The 20,701-nt window shown below is 69.4% G+C and carries 20 protein-coding genes; 9 read left to right on the top strand and 11 right to left on the bottom strand.

Going from position 1 to position 20,701, the window contains the following annotated elements; genetic code table 11:
- Window positions 1-74 precede the first annotated feature (74 nt).
- From ACI3KS_RS13425 to coaBC, 3 genes are all read right to left on the bottom strand, one after another.
- The gene (locus ACI3KS_RS13425) at window positions 75-890 is read right to left on the bottom strand and encodes a 3-octaprenyl-4-hydroxybenzoate carboxy-lyase (RefSeq protein WP_404919043.1); all 816 of its coding nucleotides are present in this window, start codon (window positions 888-890) and stop codon (window positions 75-77) included.
- Between the two features lie 148 nt (window positions 891-1,038).
- Complete coding sequence (locus ACI3KS_RS13430; protein WP_404919044.1) at window positions 1,039-3,183, bottom strand: ATP-dependent Clp protease ATP-binding subunit; 2,145 nt, start codon at window positions 3,181-3,183, stop codon at window positions 1,039-1,041.
- Between the two features lie 87 nt (window positions 3,184-3,270).
- Complete coding sequence (coaBC, locus tag ACI3KS_RS13435) at window positions 3,271-4,488, bottom strand: bifunctional phosphopantothenoylcysteine decarboxylase/phosphopantothenate--cysteine ligase CoaBC (RefSeq protein ID WP_404919045.1); 1,218 nt, start codon at window positions 4,486-4,488, stop codon at window positions 3,271-3,273.
- Between the two features lie 54 nt (window positions 4,489-4,542).
- Here coaBC and ACI3KS_RS13440 point away from each other — a divergent pair, with 54 nt between their 5' ends.
- Window positions 4,543-5,244 (top strand): NRDE family protein, encoded by a 702-nt coding sequence (locus ACI3KS_RS13440; protein WP_404919046.1) that lies wholly within the window; start codon window positions 4,543-4,545, stop codon window positions 5,242-5,244.
- A 124-nt stretch (window positions 5,245-5,368) separates the two neighbouring features.
- On the opposite strand, the gene ACI3KS_RS13445 is transcribed toward ACI3KS_RS13440, so the two are convergent.
- Window positions 5,369-6,334, bottom strand: a complete 966-nt coding sequence (locus ACI3KS_RS13445; protein WP_404919047.1) for a GlxA family transcriptional regulator — start codon at window positions 6,332-6,334, stop codon at window positions 5,369-5,371.
- An 87-nt stretch (window positions 6,335-6,421) separates the two neighbouring features.
- Between ACI3KS_RS13445 and ACI3KS_RS13450 the strand changes: the two genes are divergently transcribed.
- From ACI3KS_RS13450 to ACI3KS_RS13460, 3 genes are all read left to right on the top strand, one after another.
- Window positions 6,422-6,562 carry a hypothetical protein gene (locus tag ACI3KS_RS13450; RefSeq protein ID WP_404919048.1) on the top strand — a complete coding sequence of 47 codons (141 nt, stop codon included), beginning with the start codon at window positions 6,422-6,424 and terminating at the stop codon, window positions 6,560-6,562.
- A gap of 68 nt (window positions 6,563-6,630) precedes the next feature.
- A complete protein-coding gene (locus ACI3KS_RS13455; RefSeq protein ID WP_404919049.1) occupies window positions 6,631-7,254 on the top strand; it encodes a hypothetical protein in 624 nt (207 codons plus the stop codon).
- A gap of 13 nt (window positions 7,255-7,267) precedes the next feature.
- The gene (locus ACI3KS_RS13460) at window positions 7,268-7,918 is read left to right on the top strand and encodes a hypothetical protein (RefSeq protein ID WP_404919050.1); all 651 of its coding nucleotides are present in this window, start codon (window positions 7,268-7,270) and stop codon (window positions 7,916-7,918) included.
- Here the strand turns inward: ACI3KS_RS13460 and ACI3KS_RS13465 are convergent.
- From ACI3KS_RS13465 to ACI3KS_RS13475, 3 genes are all read right to left on the bottom strand, one after another.
- Window positions 7,906-9,087 (bottom strand): glycosyltransferase family 4 protein, encoded by a 1,182-nt coding sequence (locus tag ACI3KS_RS13465; protein WP_404919051.1) that lies wholly within the window; start codon window positions 9,085-9,087, stop codon window positions 7,906-7,908. The genes ACI3KS_RS13460 and ACI3KS_RS13465 overlap by 13 nt on opposite strands.
- An 11-nt stretch (window positions 9,088-9,098) precedes the next feature.
- Window positions 9,099-10,313: a glycosyltransferase gene (locus ACI3KS_RS13470; RefSeq protein ID WP_404919052.1), complete on the bottom strand. Its 1,215-nt coding sequence runs from the start codon at window positions 10,311-10,313 to the stop codon at window positions 9,099-9,101.
- A 126-nt stretch (window positions 10,314-10,439) separates the two neighbouring features.
- Window positions 10,440-11,471, bottom strand: a complete 1,032-nt coding sequence (locus ACI3KS_RS13475) for a hypothetical protein (RefSeq protein ID WP_404919053.1) — start codon at window positions 11,469-11,471, stop codon at window positions 10,440-10,442.
- A 97-nt stretch (window positions 11,472-11,568) separates the two neighbouring features.
- Between ACI3KS_RS13475 and ACI3KS_RS13480 the strand changes: the two genes are divergently transcribed.
- Window positions 11,569-12,156: a hypothetical protein gene (locus ACI3KS_RS13480; protein WP_404919054.1), complete on the top strand. Its 588-nt coding sequence runs from the start codon at window positions 11,569-11,571 to the stop codon at window positions 12,154-12,156.
- Here ACI3KS_RS13480 and ACI3KS_RS13485 read toward each other — a convergent pair.
- Entirely contained in the window at window positions 12,153-12,626 is a 474-nt protein-coding gene (locus tag ACI3KS_RS13485; protein ID WP_404919055.1) for a GNAT family N-acetyltransferase, read from the bottom strand. The genes ACI3KS_RS13480 and ACI3KS_RS13485 overlap by 4 nt on opposite strands.
- Window positions 12,627-12,682: 56 nt before the next feature.
- On the opposite strand from ACI3KS_RS13485, the gene ACI3KS_RS13490 reads away from it, so the two are divergent.
- Both ACI3KS_RS13490 and ACI3KS_RS13495 read left to right on the top strand, forming a co-directional pair.
- On the top strand, window positions 12,683-13,450 hold the full coding sequence (locus ACI3KS_RS13490; protein ID WP_404919056.1) for a hypothetical protein: 768 nt from the start codon (window positions 12,683-12,685) through the stop codon (window positions 13,448-13,450).
- 36 nt (window positions 13,451-13,486) lie between these two features.
- Entirely contained in the window at window positions 13,487-14,851 is a 1,365-nt protein-coding gene (locus tag ACI3KS_RS13495; protein ID WP_404919057.1) for a DUF2252 domain-containing protein, read from the top strand.
- A 25-nt stretch (window positions 14,852-14,876) separates the two neighbouring features.
- On the opposite strand, the gene ACI3KS_RS13500 is transcribed toward ACI3KS_RS13495, so the two are convergent.
- Complete coding sequence (locus ACI3KS_RS13500; RefSeq protein WP_404919058.1) at window positions 14,877-15,287, bottom strand: MmcQ/YjbR family DNA-binding protein; 411 nt, start codon at window positions 15,285-15,287, stop codon at window positions 14,877-14,879.
- Between the two features lie 75 nt (window positions 15,288-15,362).
- The gene (locus ACI3KS_RS13505; RefSeq protein WP_404919059.1) at window positions 15,363-15,803 is read right to left on the bottom strand and encodes a DoxX family protein; all 441 of its coding nucleotides are present in this window, start codon (window positions 15,801-15,803) and stop codon (window positions 15,363-15,365) included.
- Between the two features lie 195 nt (window positions 15,804-15,998).
- Between ACI3KS_RS13505 and ACI3KS_RS13510 the strand changes: the two genes are divergently transcribed.
- Window positions 15,999-16,706, top strand: coding sequence for a Pr6Pr family membrane protein (locus ACI3KS_RS13510; RefSeq protein WP_404919060.1), 708 nt, complete (start codon window positions 15,999-16,001; stop codon window positions 16,704-16,706).
- Here ACI3KS_RS13510 and ACI3KS_RS13515 read toward each other — a convergent pair.
- Entirely contained in the window at window positions 16,600-17,985 is a 1,386-nt protein-coding gene (locus ACI3KS_RS13515) for an FAD-dependent oxidoreductase (RefSeq protein WP_404919061.1), read from the bottom strand. The two genes, ACI3KS_RS13510 and ACI3KS_RS13515, sit on opposite strands and share 107 nt — an antisense overlap.
- Window positions 17,986-18,115: 130 nt before the next feature.
- Here ACI3KS_RS13515 and ACI3KS_RS13520 point away from each other — a divergent pair, with 130 nt between their 5' ends.
- Entirely contained in the window at window positions 18,116-20,689 is a 2,574-nt protein-coding gene (locus ACI3KS_RS13520) for a DUF2510 domain-containing protein (protein ID WP_404919062.1), read from the top strand.
- Window positions 20,690-20,701 lie beyond the last annotated feature (12 nt).

Below are 20,701 nucleotides of genomic sequence, written 5' to 3' on the forward strand. Positions count from 1 at the left end.
CGCTTGTACTCGCCCGGGCGAAAAGTCGGAGTTCCGACGGAAGACGCCGGATGCCGAGGCCGTCGGCGGCCGCGTCAGTCGGGCTCGATCACGTAGCGCCCCGAGGCGTCGGTGAACAGCGCCGTCTGGCCGGGGCGCGCGACGCGCACGAACTCGGCGACGAACGGGAACCGGGCCACGAAACTGTCGACCGACCAGACCTCGTGGTTCGCGGAATCGTTCATGTAGGCATCCGACTCGAGGCCCGTGACCGACTGCAGGTCGCGTCCGGTGTACGTCACCCACCGCGGCGGATGCTCGGCGTGCAGCTTCGACAGGAACACGGGGCTGTTGCCGGCGGGGCCGGCGGGAGCAGCAGCATCCGTTCGGGTGACGTCGAGCAGTGCATCGCGCGAGCCCGCGGCGGCGACCAGCGAGTCCCACCCGCGGGAGGCTGCGTGCGAGGCCTCCGCGTCGGTGAGCATGTGCAGCATCCGCACGTGCCCGACCGGCGAACCGTCGGCGGCGCGCACCTCGTCGAAGACCGTGCCCCGGCGGGAGGGGGCGACGAGGATCGCCGAGATCTGCGTGCCGTTCAGGAACGGAGTCCCGTTGCGCCACGGCGCACCGATGGGCGGAACGCGACGGTTCTTCACCATGTCGTCGACGACGATTCCGAGGGCGATGAGCCCCGCGCCCTGTTGCCCGTCCATGACCTCGACCGCGAGCTCGACCCGGTCGCCCGAATCGATCGGCAGCCGGGATGCCCCGATCGTCATGAGCGTGATCGGCCCGTCGGCCGGGCGCTTCTCCACGACGCGCACGCCGGGCCCGATCGGCTCGGGAAAAGGCGCGGGCGCGACGTTCAGCACATCGAAGACATGGGTGGGGAAGGCGTCGCCCTGGCTCATGCCGCACAGTCTTGCACGGGCGGTGACGCGACATGCCGGAGCAGAGGCGTAGCGCATCCGAACCTTCAGCAGGCGCAACGCCCTTCGTCTCGTCGCTGCGCTCCTCGCTCAGGAACCGATGGGAAGACCGCCCGCCGAGAAGAACGCACTAGGCGGATGCCGTGAGCACGAGCCCCGTGCCGTCGGCGGCCACGTCGACGCGCACCGTGTCGCCGTCGTGCACACCGCCCGAGAGCAGTGCCGTCGCGAGCTTGTTCTGGACCTCGCTCTGGATGAGACGTCGTAGCGGTCGCGCGCCGAACACCGGATCGTACCCGCGCTCGGCCAGCCACGACCGGGCATCCGGCGTCACGGCGAGTGTCAGCCGGCGCTCGTGCAGACGCCTCTGCAACGCGTCGATCGTGAGCTCGACGATCTGCGCGAGATCGTCCTCGCTCAGCGACTGGAACATCACGATGTCGTCGAGCCGGTTGAGGAACTCGGGCCGGAACACCTGTCGCACGAGCGTCATCACCTGCTCACGCTTGTCGTCGATCGACAGCACGGGGTCGATGAGGATCGGCGACCCGAGGTTCGACGTGAGGATCAGGATGACGTTCGAGAAGTCGACCGTACGACCCTGTCCGTCGGTCAGCCGGCCGTCGTCGAGCACCTGCAGCAGCACGTCGAACACCTCGGGGTGCGCCTTCTCGACCTCGTCGAGCAGGATCACGCTGTACGGACGACGCCGCACGGCTTCGGTGAGCTGACCGCCCTGCTCGTAGCCGACGTACCCGGGAGGGGCGCCGACGAGCCGCGAGACCGAGTGCTTCTCGCCGTACTCCGACATGTCGATGCGCACCATGGCGCGCTCGTCGTCGAACAGGAAGTCCGCGAGGGCCTTCGCCAGCTCGGTCTTCCCGACACCGGTCGGGCCGAGGAACAGGAACGAGCCGGTCGGGCGGCCGGGGTCGCTGATCCCCGCACGCGAGCGGCGGACAGCATCCGACACCGCCTTCACGGCCTCCTTCTGGCCGATCAGACGCTTGCCGAGCTCGGATTCGAGATGCAGCAGCTTCTCGCTCTCGCCCTGCAGCAGACGCCCGACGGGGATGCCGGTCCACGCGGCGATCACGGCGGCGATGTCCTCGTCGGTGACCTGCTCGTTGACCATGCGCTCCTCGTCGGCGGACGCCGCCTCGGCCTGCTCGGCCTCGGCGATCTCGCGCTCGAGCTTCTTGATGGTCTCGTACTCGAGCTTCGACGCCTTCGTGTAGTCGGCGTTGCGCATCGCGAGGTCGCGCTGCGTGATCGCGTCGTCGAGCTGCTTCTTGAGCTCACCGACGCGGTTCAGGCCTTGGCGCTCACGCGCCCACCGGGCCTCGAGCTCGGCGAGTTCCTTCTCCATGCCGACCAGCTGCTCGCGCAGAGCGCCGAGGCGCTCCTTCGACGCGGCATCCTTCTCGCGCTTGAGAGCGAGCTCCTCGAGCTTGAGCCGGTCGACCTGGCGCTTGAGCTGATCGATCTCGACGGGCGAGGAGTCGATCTCCATCTTCAGCCGCGACATCGACTCGTCGATCAGGTCGATCGCCTTGTCAGGCAGTTGCCGCGACGGCAGGTACCTGTTCGACAGCGCGGCCGCCGCGACCAGCGCCCCATCGGAGATCGTGACTCCGTGGTGCGCCTCATAACGACCCTTGAGTCCGCGCAGGATCGCGATCGTGTCCTCGACCGACGGCTCGCCGACGTAGACCTGTTGGAAGCGGCGCTCGAGCGCAGCATCCTTCTCGATGAACTCGCGGTACTCGTTGAGCGTGGTCGCACCGATCAGGCGCAGCTCGCCGCGGGCGAGCATCGGCTTGAGCATGTTGGACGCCGCGACCGAACCCTCGCCGCCACCCGCACCCATGAGCACGTGCAACTCGTCGATGAAGGTGATGATGCGACCGTCGGACTCGGTGATCTCCTGCAGGACGCTCTTCAGCCGCTCCTCGAACTGGCCGCGGTACATGGCACCGGCCACGAGAGCCGAGATGTCGAGCGTGATCAGCTCTTTGTCCTTGAGCGACTCGGCGACGTCACCGGCCACGATGCGCTGCGCGAGCCCCTCGACGACGGCGGTCTTGCCGACGCCTGGTTCACCGATCAGCACCGGGTTGTTCTTCGTGCGGCGGGTGAGCACCTGGCTGACGCGGCGGATCTCGCTGTCGCGCCCGATCACGGGGTCGAGCTTGCCCTGCCGGGCGCGGTCGGTGAGGTTGATCCCGAACTGCTCAAGAGCGGATTGCTGCTGGTCGGTCTGCGGCGTGGTCATCTGTCCTCCTGAGGAGACTCCTTCTGCGCGATCCCATCCGGGATCAAAGTTGAGCTGTGTTGACTCAACTTTAGCACCACCACCCGCTCAGAGCAACGGGCGCACCGCCAAGAGCGAGTTCCAGATCTCGGCCGCGACCTGGCTTTTGCTTCCGGATGCCGTGGCGACGACGACCCCGTCGGGGCCGATCACCCGCACCTCGTTGTCGGCGACTTCGAATCCTCGCTCCCATCCGACCTCATTCACGACGAGCACGTCGACACCTTTGCGCCGCTGCTTGCGTCGGGCTCGGGCGAGCATCTCCTCCTCGCCGCCGTCGGCCGACGGCGTCTCTGCGGCGAAGGCGACGATCGTCTGCCCCGCACGCCTGGCCGCGGCCAGCCCCGCGACGATGTCGGGGTTCTCGACGAGCTCGATCGTGGAGAGACGCTCGCCCTCCTTCGTGAGCTTGTGCGACGCGACCTCGATTGGGCGATAGTCCGCGACCGCGGCGGCCATGACGACCACATCGGCCGCTGCCGCGGCATCCGCCATCGCCGCCCCGAGTTCCGCAGCCGATCCGACCGGCACGATCTCGACGCGCGGATGCCGAGCCGCGGCGAGCACGTCGCGCGAGATGTTCGCGGCGACCAATGTCACCTGCGCACCCCTCGCGGCCGCCTCGGCCGCGAGGGCGACGCCCTGCCGTCCGCTCGACCGATTGCCGAGGAAGCGCACCGGGTCGATCGGCTCTCGAGTCCCTCCAGCCGAGACCGCCACCTGCACGCCGGCAAGATCTCCCCCGGCGAGGAGCGCGAGGGCCGCCTCGGCGATGTCGTCGGGCTCGACCATGCGTCCAGGCCCGCTGTCGCCGCCGGCGAGCTCTCCGACGGCCGGACCGACGATGTGCACACCGCGAGAGCGGAGCGTCGCCACGTTCGCCTGGGTCGCCGGATGCCGCCACATCTCGGCGTGCATCGCCGGCGCGATGAGCACGGGCGCCTCGGTCGCGAGCAGCGTGGTGCCGAGCAGGTCGTCGGCGATCCCTGCGGTCATCCTGGCGATCGTGTTCGCGGTGGCCGGTGCGACGATGACGAGATCGGCGTTCTGGCCGAGCGCGACATGCCGCACGCGGGCCACGTCGTCGTGCACGCTCGTGGTGACCGGATGCCGACTGATGGCCTCCCATGTCGGCAGCCCCACGAAGCGCAGCGCGTCTTCGGTGGGGATGACGGTGACCTCATGACCGGCCTTGATGAGCAGCCGCACCAGGTGCACCGATTTGTATGCGGCGATGCCACCCGTGACTCCGACGACGATGTTCACACCTCCGATTCTGCCCCAGCCAGACGCGCAGGGGGCCGTCGTAGACTTGCCCGGATGTGCACGGTCGTGATCGATGTGACGGATGCCGCGACGGCGCGACTGCTCGCCGTGCGCGACGAGGATCCCCAGCGGGCCTGGGATGCGCTGGGCGAATGGTGGCCGCAGACGCACCCGGGAGTGCTCGGCATCCGGGATCGTCGAGCCGGCGGCGCGTGGCTCGCCGTGAACCCGCGAGAGCGGCGTCTCGCCGTGCTCCTCAACCGTGCCGATGTCATCGATCTCCCCGACGAGCGTGCACTCACCCGGGGAACGCTCGCGCTCGAGTCGGTGCTCGGCCGCTCGCCCGTCGCACCGTTGTCGATGCACGGCTTCAATCTGCTGGAGGTGCGCCCGGAGGGAGCCCGCGTGTTGAGCTGGGACGGCGTCTCGCTGCGCGAGACCTCGATCGGCCCCGGCACCCACATGATCGCGCACGACGATCTCGACGACGAGGACACCCCGCGGATCGCCGCCTGGCTGCCGGAGTTCCGGGCGCTCGGCCCGACCGCTCAGAGCGCCGATTGGGTCAGCGAGTGGGTCGGCCTGCTCGCGACCTCGGCACAGCTCGACCCGGAGGACGACCGAGCGATCATCCGCGACAACCGCCCGCACGGATACCCCACGCAGTCGCTGCTCTATGCGACGGCATCCGTCTCACCCGGCGGCGTCGAGATCGCCGACCACTCGCTGCCGCGACCCGCGCACTGGGCCGAGTGACTCGTCGCGGTCACCGACGCCCCGCTGCACGCCGACGCCCCCGCTGGTCGCCGACGCCCCCCGCTGACTTGCGTGAATGAGCAGGGGCGTCGTAACTGAGTAGGGGCGAAGGCGAAAACGACCGTCAGGCGGCGGACTCCTCCGCGCACGAGAACCGCGCGCGGTACGCGGTCGGGGCGAGCCCGAGGGTGCGCGTGAAGTTCTGCCGCAGCACCGCCGCCGAGCCGAAGCCGCATTCGTCGGCGATGCGGTCGAGACCGAAATCCGTGCGCTCCAGCAGCCGCTGCGCGTGGATGACCCGCTGGCGCCCCAGCCAGGCCGCCGGCGTCACGCCGTACTCGGCCTTGAACCGACGGGCGAACGTCCGCTGCGACATGAGGGCGCGGGCGGCGAGCTGTTCGATCCCCAGATCCTCGCGCAGGTGCTCGACAGCCCAGTCCGCGACCTTCGAGAGCGAGTCGCCGTGGGATGCCGGGATCGGGCGGTCGATGAACTGCGCCTGACCGCCGTCCCGCTGAGGCGGGACCACCATGCGGCGGGCGATCCGGTTCGTCAGCTCGGCACCGATCTCCTGCCGCAGCAGGTGCAGGCAGGCGTCGATGCCGGCCGCAGTACCGGCGCTCGTGATGATCCTGCCGTCCTGCACGAACAGGACATCGGCGTCGATGTCGATCTCCGGATACATGTCCGCCATGAGGTCGGAGTACATCCAGTGCGTCGTCGCCCGACGCCCGTCGAGAACGCCGGCCGCCGCCAGGATGAACGACCCGCTGCACACGCTCATGACCCAGGCGCCACGCGCGACCGCGTCGCGTGCGACGTCGAGCAGCAGCGGATCGATGGCGCCCCAGTACTGCCGCGGCATCGGGCAGAAGACGACGAGGTCGGCCTCGTAGGCGAACGACAGATCATGCTCGACGTTGACCGAGAACCCCATCTTCGAGCGCACGACGCCGACGCGCGGAGCCACGACGCGGAAGTCGAAGTTCGGCACGCCATCGTCGGATCGGTCGAGGCCGAACGCCTCACAGGCGACACCGAACTCGAACGGGGCGAACCCGTCTTGGATGATGCAGGCGACCGTCTTCATGCGAACGAACCTCTCTGGCAGTTTTCCTCTGAATGTAGTCACTTCTGCCACTCGTGGCAAGATCCCGCGTTCCGTAGCGTTTCTGCCATGATCCTCATCGTCGTTCTTCTCCTCCTCAGTGTCTGGGCGATCGTGCAGACCGTGATCGAGCTCCGCCGCGACGGCTACCGCCGGGTGCCCACCGACTGGACGCGCGTTCCGGACGCCGTCCGGTCGCGCCGCCCCTGACCCCTCGTGGTGCTCACGTCGACCTGAAACCTGATCGGAAGGCGGATGCTGCCGCTACGCTCGACATCATGAGCGAGCCGCAGCAGCCCTCTTACCCGGCGCAGGGCCAGCCGAACCAGCATCCGCCTACGACTCCTGCGCCCGCGAATCCCGCGCCCGCGTGGCCGACGGCTCAGCCTCTCGGCCAGCCGCAGCCGGCGGCTCCGTACCAGGCGTACCCGCAGCAACAGGTCGCTCCCGGCTACGCCCAGCACCAGGCCGCTCCCGCCTTTGCACAGCAAGAAGCTCCCAGCTATCCGCAGCAGGGGTCCGCCTCCTCTCCGAACCCTCCGGCACAGGCATTCTCGCCGCAGGCATCTTCCCCGTACGGAGCGCCGTCGACGGCGGGCGGCCTCGGCCGGACCGCGTTCATCTTGGGCCTGGCCACGATCGCTGCCGGCCTGGTGGGATTGATCGTGAATCGCCTGCTCTTGGCAGCGATCGACTACTCCAGCTACAGCATCTTTGGCGTGGTCACGGTCGGCACCGGCCTGCTGGTCTTCGCCCTCGGCGCGGCAACGCTCATCACCGGGCTCATCGCGATCCGCCGCACTGGGCCGAAGCTGTTGGCCGGAATCGCGGTCGGAATCGGCGCCGCCAAGGTCGCCGGCAGCGTGATCAGCTTCATCGCGAACCTCCTCTACTCCTTCTGACGATCGGACGATCATGAGCGATCCGCAGCAGCCATACGGCGCGCAGCCGACCGGTGCGCAGCCGACCGGTGCGCCCCAGCCCCCGGCGGCGGGATATCCGCAGCAGTATCCGGGCCAGCCCCCGCACGCACAACCCGCAACCCCGCAGTCCCCGCCGTCCGCGGCCCCGCAGTACCCGGGTCAGGCACCCCAGTATCCCGGCCAGGCCACGCAGTCACAGCAGGCTCCGCCGTCGCAACAGTTCGCGCAGGCTCAGCCCGTTGCTCCCGGCCAAGCTCCTCAGTACGGCACCGCACAGTACGGCACCGCACAGTACGGCACCGCACAGTACGGTGCGTCGCAGTACGGTGCGTCGCAGCCGTCGGGAAACCCGCTCGGCCGCATCGCGTTCTTCGCCGCCGCGGGCGCGGTGGTCCTCAATCTGCTGGCGACACTGATCTCTCCGATCCTGTTCCGCGCCGGCAACTACGACGTGGCGGGGTCCCTGTCCGGCGTACTCACGATCCTCGTCGTGCTCCTCAGCGTCGTCGCGGTGGTCCTCGCACTCATCGCGCTGCGCGGCCCCGGATCCAGACTCTTCCCGGCGATCGCGCTCGGAGCCGCCGGGTCGACGTTCCTGAGTTATGCGCTGACCTGGATCTCGAACCTGTTCTACGTGTTCTGAGCGCCGGAGTCCGCGAGCACGCGTTCGTAGATCGCGAGCATCGCCGCCGTCCGCGACGACTGCCGGAAATCCTCGGCGACCGAGGAGAGCGGCACCGGGGCGACGCCTGCGGCGATGTCGGATGCCGCCCGCCGCAGCGTCTCGGCGAGGGAGTCCCCGACCGCCCACAGCCCTCCGCCCAGCTCGGCGGCGATGTCCGGGTCGCTGATGATCGACGGGGTGCCGAGCGTCGCCGCCTCGAACGGCGTCATCCCCTGCGTCTCGAAGCCGATCGAGGTCTGCACGAGAGCGTCCGCGGCGACGAGGCGGGCGAGCGTCTCGGGGTAGCTCAGACGTCCGGCGAACCGCACGTTCGGCATCCCTGCCACGATCCTCTCGGCGGCGCTGCGCTGCCCGCCGCCGCCGATGATCTCGAGCTCGGCATCGATGCCCGAGGCGACGAACGCCTCGAGGAACGGCAGCAGCCGCTTCTCGGGGCTCATCCGGCCCAGCCAGACGAACCGGGGACGCCCCGGCGTCCGCTCCTCGGGCGCGGCGGCGAGCGTCGCCGCGCGCAGATCGTCGTCGATGCCGTTCCACACCACGTCGACGGCGTCGAAGACTCCGTGCCGTTCGAGCCGCCGAGCGAAGTGGGTCGATGGCGCGGTCACGGCGGATGCGCCGGCCGCCAGCCCGCGCAGGAACGCCCAGCCGTCGCTGCCGTCGCCCGAGCCGCGCAGCACCGTGCGCCGCCAGATGTTGAGCGCAGCGAGCACCGGCCGGTGCAGCGGGGTGACCGCCTGAATGCCCACATCGACGCGATTGTGCATCGTGTGGACGACTGGGATGCCGTGGCGATGGGCGTAGCGGTGTCCGATGAACGCACCCCAGAAGTCGGCCTGCACGTGCACGAGGTCGACGGGCGGACGCGACGCGAGCGCCCGGTCGAGAACGCGGTCCGTGCCCCGTCCCGGCCAGCTCATCGAGTACTCGCGGTCGGTCGTGATCGGCATCGAGGGCAGGTCGAGGTCGGCGGGGTTCGCCGCATCGGGTCGAGCGCCGTGCATCCGCGGCGCCACGACGGTGACGGTATGTCCGGCGCGCTCGAGGAACCGGCGCTGCAGGCGCATCGACACCTGCGCTCCGCCGAGGGAGTCGAGGTGCTGGTCGGCGAAGAAGACGATGTGCATCGTCGCTCCCGTCACTCGGGCAGAGGCTCGTCGCGGTACAGCGCCTCGAAGGTGTCGAGCGTGCGGTTGATGTCGTGGATCGCCACACCGTCGAGCGAAGCTCGCTGCATGCGCTCGTACTCGGCCGCATCGGCCGTCAGCACCGTGGTGAGCTTCTCGGCGAGATCGTCGGCGTCGCCCGGACGGAACAGGTAGCCGTTCTCGCCGTCGTTCACGAGATGCGGCAGTGCGACGGCATCCGCTCCGACCACGGGAAGTGCCGAGGCCATCGCCTCCATCGTCGCGATCGACTGCAGTTCGGCGATCGAGGCGATCGCGAAGACCGAGGCGCGCGACAGCAGCGCACGCAGTTGCTCATCGGTCGTGCGGCCGTGGAAGGTCACGCGATCAGACAGACCGAGCTGCGCCGACAGGTTCTCGAGCTGCTTGCGCTGGTCACCGCCGCCGACGATGTCGAAGGAGGCGTCCAGGGCGGGGTCGAGCTTCGTCATCGCCTGCAGGATGACCTCGACCTGCTTCTCGGCGGTCAACCGGCCGACGAAGATGACGCGGTTCTTCTCACGCGGGCCGATCACCGGCGCGTACTGCGAGCGGTCGATGCCGCAGCTGACCGGGATCACGCCCGTCACCTCGACGGTCTTCTCGAGGAAGTCGGCCGCCCGACGGGTCGGCGTGGTGATCGCCCGGGTGAGATCGAAGGTGCGCTTGGCGTCGGCCCACGCCGCCTTGAGCACCATGTCGTCGATGAACTTGGGCATGGTGGTGTGATCGAGGATGTTCTCGGCCATGACGTGGTTGGTGGCGATGACCGGGATCCCGCGCTGATGCGCGATGCGCGCCAGCCCGCGACCGATGACGATGTGCGACTGGATGTGCACGATGTCGGGCTTCACCGCGTCGAGGACCTTGCGCGCGTAGTGCTTCGACCGCCATGGCCACACGAAACGCAACCAGTCATGCGGCGCCCAGCGCACCGACGGCAGGCGGTGCAGCGTCATCGGCTCGCCCTCGATGACCTCCGTGCGCGCGGCGGAGCGGCGGTACGCCTGGTTGGGCGCGACCACATGCACGTCATGCCCGCGCTGCACGAGCCCCGCGGCGAGACGCTCGGCGAAGCGTGCGGCACCGTTGATGTCGGGGGCGAAGGTGTCGCACCCGATCAGGATGCGCAGGGGTCGCTCGCCGGCGGCGGGAGCGCCCGTCGAATCGGAGGAGGAGGGGGTCATGCTGCCTTACGGTTCGGCGGCCAAGAAGAGGGCCCTGGTCGGGTGGTCGCCACTCTACCCGAGGGGCCTGATCGTGCGGCCGAGGCCCACCGCGGTCGTGACAGGCTCACCGTGGCCGCGACAGGCTCACCCGGTGGGCGCCGCCCCGGCCGCCTCGATGCGCTGCGCGATCTCCGCGAACATGTCGTCGCCGACGAGACGTCCGACGAAGGCCAGCGTCGTCTTCGATGACACGGATCTGACGGTGACGACTCCTCGCCGGCGTCGAAGATCGCTGAGCTGATTCCAGGCGAAGCGCGTCTCGCCGCCCGGGCCGGTGAGTTCGAGGGCCCCGGTCGTCACGACCAGGGTCTGGGCGGTGCCGACCACGAGGCTACGCCTGACGCTGTGGTGCACCGTGACGACGAGTACCACCAGCAGAAGCAGCGCGAGCGCGGCCGCCATCGCCGAGACCTCGAGCATCCTGGACGACCCGAGGCCTGCGGCCGCGCCGATCACGCATCCGACAGCGATCAGACCGAGGCCGCCGGCGATCGCGAGGATCGTCCGCGAGCCGAGGATCAGGGCGGTGCGGACGATGCGCTGGTCCTCGACGGTGAAGGTGATCGATGAGGCGAGTGCGCCGGCAACAGGAGCGGATGCCGGGAACCCGTGCTCGACGGTATCCGTCCCGGCGCTCGCGGCGATCAGCTCGGCGGCGCGTGCCAGGGCGCTCTCGCCGAGCAGCCGACCCGGCAGCCCGAGCTGAGCACGGGAGGGCGTGATCGTGAGGTAGATCCCGCCACCGACGCGTCTGAGGTTCGACAGCTGCCGCCAGCGGATGCGGTCCGAGCCGCCCGGCCCGTCGAGATCGAGAGTGTCGTCCGTCACCTGCAGCGAGAACTCCGAGCCGAGCGGAAGCTGCCTGCGGGTGAGCGCGATCTGGCTCCACACGAGCAATGCCAGCACGACCGCGACTCCCGCGCAGCCGCTGACCACCAGCGCCACCCCGCCTCCGGATGGACGCCCGACAGTGCTGAGGGCGCCGACGATGACCATGAGCGCGACCACGACGGCGAGCAGAGCGAAGACGACCCGTTGCTGCCTGAGCCTCCCCCTCAGCACGGCCCGCTGGTCGTCGCGACCGATCGTGATCGTCCGACGTTCGAGATCGGTCATGCGCTCCCCTCCAGAACTGCCCGCGCAGTCACCCTAGCCGCACGCTGTCGCATCATCGCACCTGCGGCCGTACAGACTGATCCTCTAGCGTGGAGCCATGAGACTCGCAGCGTCCGCCGACACGACCCTCTGGATGCCGGTGACCGACTCGTTCGGCTTCCGCGGGCGTCGCCATCGCAAGGCGGCGATCCGGATGCTGATGAGCCAGGCGACCGCGGCGCTCGGCGGAGCCCCTCGGCCCGGCTCCCGCTTCGGTGCCTGGGCGATGAGCCAGGCGGTCCCGTTGATCATGAAGCAGGCCGACGGCCGTGTGCTCGTGTGGACGTGGAAGGCCGAGCCCGAACTGGTCGTCGCGATGGCGACGGCGCAGGTGCTCACCCCCGATGTGCGGATCGCCCGCGCGTCGATGCCGATGGAGTACGACGACACGGTGTCGTTCCGCTCGGTGCTCGGCGTCGGCGAGAAGCTCGTGGTCGCGATGCCGCCGTCTCCGAGCACCCCGCCGTTCGCCACCTATACGTGGGACACCGGGTCGCACCTGATCACGCTCACCGCCGTGTGCAGCGACCGCGAGCGCTTCGGCACGCTCGACACCGCTCTCGACGACCTGGCGCGCAGCATCCGCATCGCCGACGATCTCACCGGCGGCGAGTCTCCGGACGTGCTGCGGTTGCCGCCCGCTTAGACGGAGCGCCGCAGGCACACGAGGCGCGGCCGATCGTCCCAGGCCGGTGCCACGACGAACCCCCGCGACTCGTCGTAGAGGCGGATGACGGGCTCCCGCCAGTCCCACACCGACAGCCGCACCGGCCCGTCAACGGCGGCGACGGCCGCATCGAGCAGGGCGGATCCGACGCCCAGGCCGCGCACAGCGGGCGCGGCCCACAGCCTCTTGATCTCCGCCTCCCCCGACGCGAGAGGCTTCACCACGACGACGCCTGCCACGGAGTCCTCGACATCGGCGACGAGCACGGCGCAGTCGGCGTACGCCGTCGCCGGGTCCGCGACCTCGCGACGGTACTGCTCGGGAAGGTCGGCGGATGCCGTCGCGATGCCGTGGCCGACCTTCTCGGCCTCTGTCTGACGGAGATAGTCGTTCACGAGGGCCGCCACGGGCGCAGCATCCGCCGCCTGGAGGTCGGCGACGCGGATCATGCCGTCGACACTGTCACACGCTCGATAGAATTCACGAACCGGGGGGTGCGCAGCACATGGAATCAGGTCTCATCTGGATCATCGTGCTCTTCGTGGTCGGCATGGGCTTCTCGCTCTGGGCGTTGCTGGCCCCGGATGCGTGGATGCATGTGGATCGGCTCTCCTGGGGCTGGATGTTCCGTGGGGGCCGGGACGCCGAGTTGAGCGACAGCGGTCGCGCCTGGATCCGCATCCGCGGAGTGATCGGCATCATCGCCACGCTGGTAGCCTGCGGCATGCTGCTCGGGCTCAGAGCCGAGTCGATCGCCCGCGTCGATGCTGCCGAGCGGCAGCAGGCGACCGAGGAACGGCTGCGAGCGGCGGCGGGGCTGTGGGGATCCACTGACCTCCGAATCATGCTGCCCGCCGGAGGCGACATCGAGCCGCTCACATCGGAAGAGATCGCCGCCACGGTCGTCGGCTTCGCCCCGGTCACCGGGGCCGGCTCGTCTCCGTCGTACTTCAAGGATCTCGCGGCCTTCCGCACCGTCATGGATCTGGTCACCGACCAGAGCGAGATCGACGAGATCCATGAGAGCACCGACCTCGTGATCGGCACGCTCTCGCCGTGCCAGGTGGGCACGGCCTCGGTGGTGTCATCGGACGACGACCGGGTGGTCGTCGATCTGAGGTACTCGGCCACGGTGATGTTCAACACGCAGATGAGCTGCATGATCACGTGGGGCCGGTCCGTCGACCTGATCCCCATCGACCTCGGCGAGCCGCTGGACGGCCGATCGGTGCACCTCGTCGACGGCACGGAGCTGGTCGAGATCACCGACTGACCGCCAGTCCCGCCAGGCGACTGCCATGATGACCCCATGGACTCCGATTGGGCGCCTCCTGCATCGCGCACGACCCTCCGCGAGCGCGGCGTCGCCGCTCGCAAGCGCACCCCTCGTCGATCGCTTGCAGAGCAGCCCGAAGCGGCGCGCGACCCCCTCGGCATCCTCGAAGCCCAGAATCGCGCGCGGCAGCCCGATCTGGTGCCTCTGCGCGTCGAGCGGATGTCAGCCAGCCCCTTCGCGTTCTACCGGGGAACGGCCGCGCTCATGGCGGCCGACCTCGCGGATGCTCCGCACAGCGGCATCCTGGTGGCGTCGTGCGGCGACGCGCATGTATCGAACTTCGGCTTCTACGCCTCTCCCCAGCGCAGCCTCGTGTTCGACCTGAACGACTTCGATGAGGCCGCCTGGGCCCCATGGGAGTGGGACGTGAAGCGGCTGGTGGCGAGCATCGTGATCGGCGGACACGCATCGGGCAGGTCGGATGCCGTGATCGATCGGGCCGCGCTCTCAGCTGTGACCGCCTACGCACGGGGCATCGCGCGCACCACCGCGCTCAGCCCGACCAAGCGCTACTTCGCCCACTTCGACGTGGAGTCCACTCGCGGTCTGCTCGACAAGGCCGCGCAGAAGGCGATCCGCAGGGCGGTCGCCCAGGCGCAGCGTCGCACGGGAGAGCGGGCGGTGAACAGGCTCACCGAGGCGGATGCCGATGGCCGCCGCCGCTTCCGCCACCAGGCTCCGACCACCTCTCCTCTGCATGAGGAGCTCCGCGACGGCGTGCACGATCTGGTCGAGCAGTATCGGCGCACCGCGAGCCCCGACGTGGCCCTTCTGTTCGAGCACTACACCGTCAGCGATGTCGCCCGCCGCGTGGTGGGCGTGGGCAGCGTCGGGACGCACTGCTACCTCGTCCTGTTCCAGGACGGGGAGGACGGCACGCTGCTCATGCAGCCGAAGCAGGCCTCGCGAAGCGTGCTCGTCGAGTACGGCGGCATCACGCAGCCCCCGGCCCTGCAGCGCCTCATCGACGAGCATGGAGAAGGGGCCAGAGTCGTCTCGATGCAGAGGATCCTGCAGGCGCTGTCCGATCCTTTCCTAGGACACCTGCGCTCACCGAACGCCGACTACTACGCGAGGCAGTTCCATGACATGAAGGGCAGCATCGAGGTGGAGGATCTCGACGACGGCCCGTTCATCACCTACGCGCAGGCGTGCGCCGCAGTGGTCGCCCGCGCGCACAGCCAATCGGTCACCGCTTCCGAAGTCGCCGGATATCTCGGAGGAGGAAGGTCGGTCGCGACGGCGATCCTCGAGTGGGCGCGACGGTACGCCGAGGTCTCGCTCTCGGACTACGAGTCCTTCCGCGCGGCGCACTCCTGGGCACAGGCAGGGAGCTGAGCGCTGGCCGACTCCTGAACGCAGGTCACGCGAAGCCCCGCTCGTCGAGCCATGCTCTCGCCACCGTCACCGGTGCCCGCAGCAGCCAGGCATCGCAGACCAGCTCCTTCAGCCTCTCGCGATCGATCGCGTCGAGCCGCAGAAGCACAGCGGGATACCCGTCGAAATGCGGGATGGTGAACAGCGCGTCGGGTTCGGCGGCCAGCATCGCCTCCTTCTCGGCCAGGTTGAAGACGCGGATGCCGAGCACCGGCCCGGCGGGCCAAACACGGTCGAGATCGGCGAGCTGGCGGAGGTCGGTCTGCCGCGGTCCGCGGATCCAGACGAACTGACCGTTCTTCGCCCGCCACACCGCCTCACCCGTGTGCCCACCGATGCGTTCCTCCACCCCCGGCAGTGAGAGCGCGATCTCTCGCACGTCGTCGATGCCCGCCATGCGGACATCGTGCTCCGGACATCCGTCGTGCGCAAGGGGGATCGCGGGGCGCGGCTCGCGCCGCGCCCCGCTCACTCAGCCGAGCCAGGCGGGCGCGCGTCCGCGCAGGACGGCGCGGTCGAGAGAGAACCGGCCGGCGCCGGTGAATGCGACGGCGAGCGCGGCAGCGCCGAGCACGGCGACGAACTCCCAGCCGCCGTCGGCGACCCAGATCCCCGCGGAGAGGTGCACGAGCACGAGGGCGACGAGCATGTCGATCGCGAGCAGGATGCCGACGGGACGAGTGAGCAGTCCGAGCAGCAGCAGGATGCCGCCCAGCAGCTCGACGAATGCGACGAGCGGGCCGGCGATCTCGGGCAGCGGCACGCCCATGCCCGCGAAGCTGCCGATCGTGCCGGGCAGCGTGTACTCGAAGATCTTCTGGGATCCGTGGGCGATGAAGACGATGCCGACGACGACGCGGAGGACGAGCAGGCCGAACGAGGTCGGGGCGGAAGAGGCGGTGGTGTTCGTCATGAGGATTGGGGGTTCCTTCGTGGCAGGACACCGCGCCGCCAGGCGCGGAGCAGGGACGATCCCTGCTCCCACGCTAGGAAGCGCGACTTTCCGTTTCCTGTGTCCGAGCGCCCCGGCCGTCGCGTCGGGACCGACTACGTAGACTCGCCGGGTGGGGCGCGACCCGAACGCGCCCGGGAGAGGAACGGAACGTCGGTGCGAGCGCGGCTGGTCTTCGGCGGGCTTCGGCTCGCCGCGGCGATCGCCTGCACGGTCGCTCTCGTGCATCGGCTGTTCTGGGGGCTGAGCTCGCACACCACGGCGGGTGACAACTTCTTCGCCTATCTCACCGTGCAGTCGAACTGCGCGCTCGTCGTCGTCCTCTCGATCGGTGCCGTGCTCGCCGTACGGCGGCCCGTCGATCCGCGCTGGTTCAGTGTCGCCCTGGCTCTCGTGCTCACCTGGACCATCACCGCGGGTCTGGCCTTCGCGCTGATCGTCTGGCAGGCGGGGCTGCGCGGCATCCGTGTCGACGTCCCCTGGTCCGACCTGCTGCTGCACTTCTGGCTGCCCGCCTGCACTGCTCTGGCCTGGGCGCTCACCCCAGGGCACAGCCGCGTGAGCTGGTGGATCGTGCCCTCGTCTCTCGCGTTCCCGCTCGCGTGGGGTGGCGTCACGCTGTGGCGCGGACCGCTCATCGGCTGGTACCCGTACTACTTCCTCGACCCGCGGCAGGTGTCGGGGCCGGGTGAGTTCCTGCTCACGAGCGCGATCGCCCTGGCGATCTTCGCCCTGATCGCGACCGGTCTCGTCGGCCTCAGCCGGGTACGTCGTCCAGGAACGGAGCGAGCGATGCCGCAGCCGCGGCGAGCACGGCGGAATCGTCGAGCTCGGCGAGATCGGCCGCAGCGGCCCCGCCGATGATCCCGACGAGGATCGCGTCGCCGGTGACGGGTGCGAGGTTGATCCAGGTGCGGATGCCGACGTCACCGCCGACCACGTGCAGCAGGGTCGCATCGGTCGAGACGATCGGCTCGTCGAACCGCAGCCACACGGTCTCGATCGCACCGGCGTCGAGCGCCGCGATCGCACCGCGCTGACCGAACGGCAGCGGTGGCGCGAACTCGATGCCGTCGCTCTGGAGCACCCCGAGCGGCACGGTCACCAGCACCCGGTCGAACGACAACGACTCCCCCGTCGCGACGCCGAGGCTGACTCCCGCATCGTCGTAGGCGACGCGCGAGACCGGCGACGACAGACTGACCTCGGCCCCCTCGAACATCGACTCGAGGACCGCATCGAGATCACCCAGGACCGCCGTGCGCTCCGCCGCGGGCGCCGCGGGCGCGAACCACGACGATGCGGAGTCGACGGCGATACCCGTCGACGCCTCGAGGTAGGCCAGCAGGGCCGACAGTGCAGGGTCCTCCACGTCGGCACCGGCATTCGTGAGCGCCTCGCTGATCGACACGTCCGCGTCGAGGGCCTGTGCTGCCGCGATCGCATCCGGAAGGACCTGATCGCCCACCGGCTCGACGTCCGCCGCGGCACCCTCGCCCGCAGCCGATCGCCACAGCGGAGTCTGCAGAGTCGCCAGACGGATGCCGAGGGCCTCGAGCTGCGCGTGGAAGTCCGCGTCCTGCTCGCCGAGCAGCCAGGCTCCGAGCTGGGCGGGGACGGGCCACGTCTTCTCGTCGACGACCGACTGCAGCCGACCGCCGATACGGTCACGGGCCTCGAAGATCGTGAGCTGGAAACCGGTGGATGCGAGCCTCTGGGCGGCGGCTGCGCCTGCCAGACCGGCGCCGACGATCGCGACGCGCTCGCCGTACTCGCCGACATCGATCAACGCCTCGGCGGCAGCGAGGCCGGACCTCAGCGCGCCGGTCACCGTGCCGGGCGCCTCGGCATCCGTCGCTTCACCGGCGAGGAAGAGGCGGTCGTCGATCGGCGCGGCGAGCGCCTCACGGGTGCTCTGCGGCACGCCGGCCGGTGTGAAGCTCGCGGAGCCGAGGGAGAAGGGATCGGTCGTCCAGCTGCTGCGAGCGAAGGCCGCGGGCGCGAGCGTGGGCACGGTGGGCGCGGGAGACGGGGATCGGTCGGGTGCGGGCGTGGGGGCGGGCTCGGGCGTGCACGAGGCGAGCAGCATTCCGAGGACTCCGGCCCCGGTGCCGATCAGGAGTGTGCGACGCGTGATCCTCACGGTTGGCCACTCTACCCGGCGCTCCTCGACGGATCGCCCCAGGGGAACGGCGCCCAGCCTCGGTAGAATGGTGGCATTGTGTCCGGGGGGCCGCGATCGCCTCCGCGAGTTCTGCCGTTGGAGGCCCACCGTGACGTCGTTCCCCCCGAACTGGTACCCCGATCCGTCGGGAGCTCCCCAGCTGAGGTGGTGGGACGGCCGGCAGTGGACCGATCGCACGCAACCGGGCCCCGGAGCGGGCCCCTCGTCCTCGCCCGGATCCTCCGCGGCGCCGCAAGCCGCACAGGGGTTCTCGGCGGCACCGACGTCCGGATTCCCCTTCGCGCCGGCATCCGCACAGGGCTTCTCGGCCGCGCCGACATCCGGATTCTCATCGGCTTCCGCGCACAACGGCGCGCCGGGGTTCTCCTCCGCGCCAGGGGGCTCCGGTGCACCGGGGTACTCGGCAGCACAGGGCTTCCCCGCGGGACAGGGCTACCCCGCGGGACAGGGCTACCCCGCGGGACAGGGCTACTCGGCGGCACAGGGTTTCCCCGCGGCATCCGTCCAGCCCGCGCCGGCCGGTCCCCCGAAGCGCCGCCGCACCGGTCTCATCGTCGGTCTGGCGGTCGCCGCCGTCGTCGCGCTCGTCGTCACCGTCTCCGTTGTCGCGGTGCGCACCTTCCTGCCCGGTCTGCTCGGTGAGAACGTGATCGCCCTGTCCGATGAGGCATCCCCCGTCGATGGCCGCGACTACCTCATGACCGAACCCCGGCTCGGGGTGCGCCACGACACGGAGTTCACCTTCCCCGCGGATTACGACTTCGCGCAACGGTTCCCCGACAGCCTCCTGCTGGGCGAGGAGGGACTCCGCGAGGGGCAACAGCGCCAGAGCGAGGCATTCGAACTGTTCCTCGATGCCTCCCTCACGGTGCGCTCCAGCCTCTTCCTGCAGCAGATGGAGTCCGGCGGCGAGGTGACCATCCAGCCCAACGAGTCGCAGACGATGTCATCGAACAGCGGCGGAGACTCGGTGCAGGTGATGCCCGAGTCATGGGGCTCCTATGGAGCCTGGGGAATCGAGGAGGAGTACTACCTCGTCCGGCACATCGACGCCGACGGCGAACAGCTCGACACCCCGGTCGTCACGCGGATCACCACCGAGGAAGCGACGCTCGACACACCGACGCTGACGGCGGAAAAGGAGCCCGAGACGGGCAGCGTGCTGCTGAACTGGGAGGCCGTGCCGGGTGCGACCGAGTACATCGTCATCGGAAGCCACAACGTCACGACCGAGGACGACGACTACCGCTGGTACTTCACGTACGAGACGGTCTCCGACACGACCTGGTCGTCCGAGAAGGACGTCGACCCCTACGATCCGAACAGCCGCCAGAACGCCAGTATGGCGCTGTACGACGGGCAGAGTGCCGACGAGCTGATGGCCGAGGGCAAGACCGACGACTCCGACCAGTTCGTGTACGAGAAGGGCGAGTTCCGCTGGAGCGTCATCGCGACGAACGGCACCGACTTCTCGAAGCTGGGCACGATCGACGCCGCGGGCGTGGTCGGATCGCTGCCCTACGAGGTGGCGGCGTTCGAGATGCAGCTCGACATGTACACCGGAGAAGTGGATGCCACACGACTGCCGTCGCGCTTCGCGTTCACGGGACTCGACGGACGCACCCGCGCGACCCAGGCCTACATCGCCGACGGCGACGTCACCGTCGACGGGAGCGTCTGGGAAATTCTCATCAGCGGTGTCGGCACCACCCTGAAGGCGGATGCCTACTGGTCGATCACCTCGAGCAACGAGGCGACCGCCCCCTCTCCCGAGGAGTTCATCAGCGCGTACAACGCGTTTGCCGAAGCGGCGTACTCTCCCACGACCGGACTGAACGACTTCGAGGTCCTCTCTGGAACCCTGGAGGAGGTCGAGTCGACGAGCGAGGCTCTCGGAGAGCCGGCGGAGGTGTCGTATCCGGTCTACGGATCGAACGACTTCGTCGAGTTCCTCGCCGGGCACTTCATCGCCGGTACCGAGCTCATCGATGTGACGAAGTTCACCGAGGCGCCGGGCGCCCAGCCCCTGTGGGACGCTATCAACGAGGCGTATTACCAGAACCCCTACGTCGTGGGCCTGGATCGGGCCAACTTCCGCGAGAGCAGCAGCACGAACCGGCACCTGATCCAGGTCGCCTATTCGATCGACGCCGACGAGCGCAGCCGTCTGCAGGAGAGCATCCGGGATTCGGTGGATTCGGTGGTGTCGCAGGTGGTCGGCGACGGGATGAGCGACCGCGACATCGCCGTCGCCCTGAACGACTGGGTCGCCGGAGCGACCCAGTACGACTACCCCGCGGCAGAGGTGTCGCAGAGCTCGACGGTGCCGCCAGAGTACGAGTACGCGTGGCGGGCCGACGGCGTGTTCGAACGAGGCAGCGTGGTCTGCGGCGGCTACGCGATCACGTACTCCGCCCTGATGAACGCGGCCGGCATCGAGACCGTCGTCGTCACCGGCGACGTGCTGAGCGGGGGTCGCCACGCGTGGAACAAGGCGCTCATCGACGGGGCGTGGCTCTCGATCGATGTCACCTGGAACGACTCGCCCGATCCGAACCGCTATCTGCTGATCGGCGACAGCCAGTTCACGGGCGATGCGACGCGCACGCAGGACGTGTACTGGATGCGCGACGACCTGGTCGACGCCTTCGCGACGCCCTGAGTTCTCTGCGAC

It is taken from the genome of Microbacterium sp. ZW T5_45, from assembly GCF_044987415.1.
GTDB lineage: Bacteria > Actinomycetota > Actinomycetes > Actinomycetales > Microbacteriaceae > Microbacterium.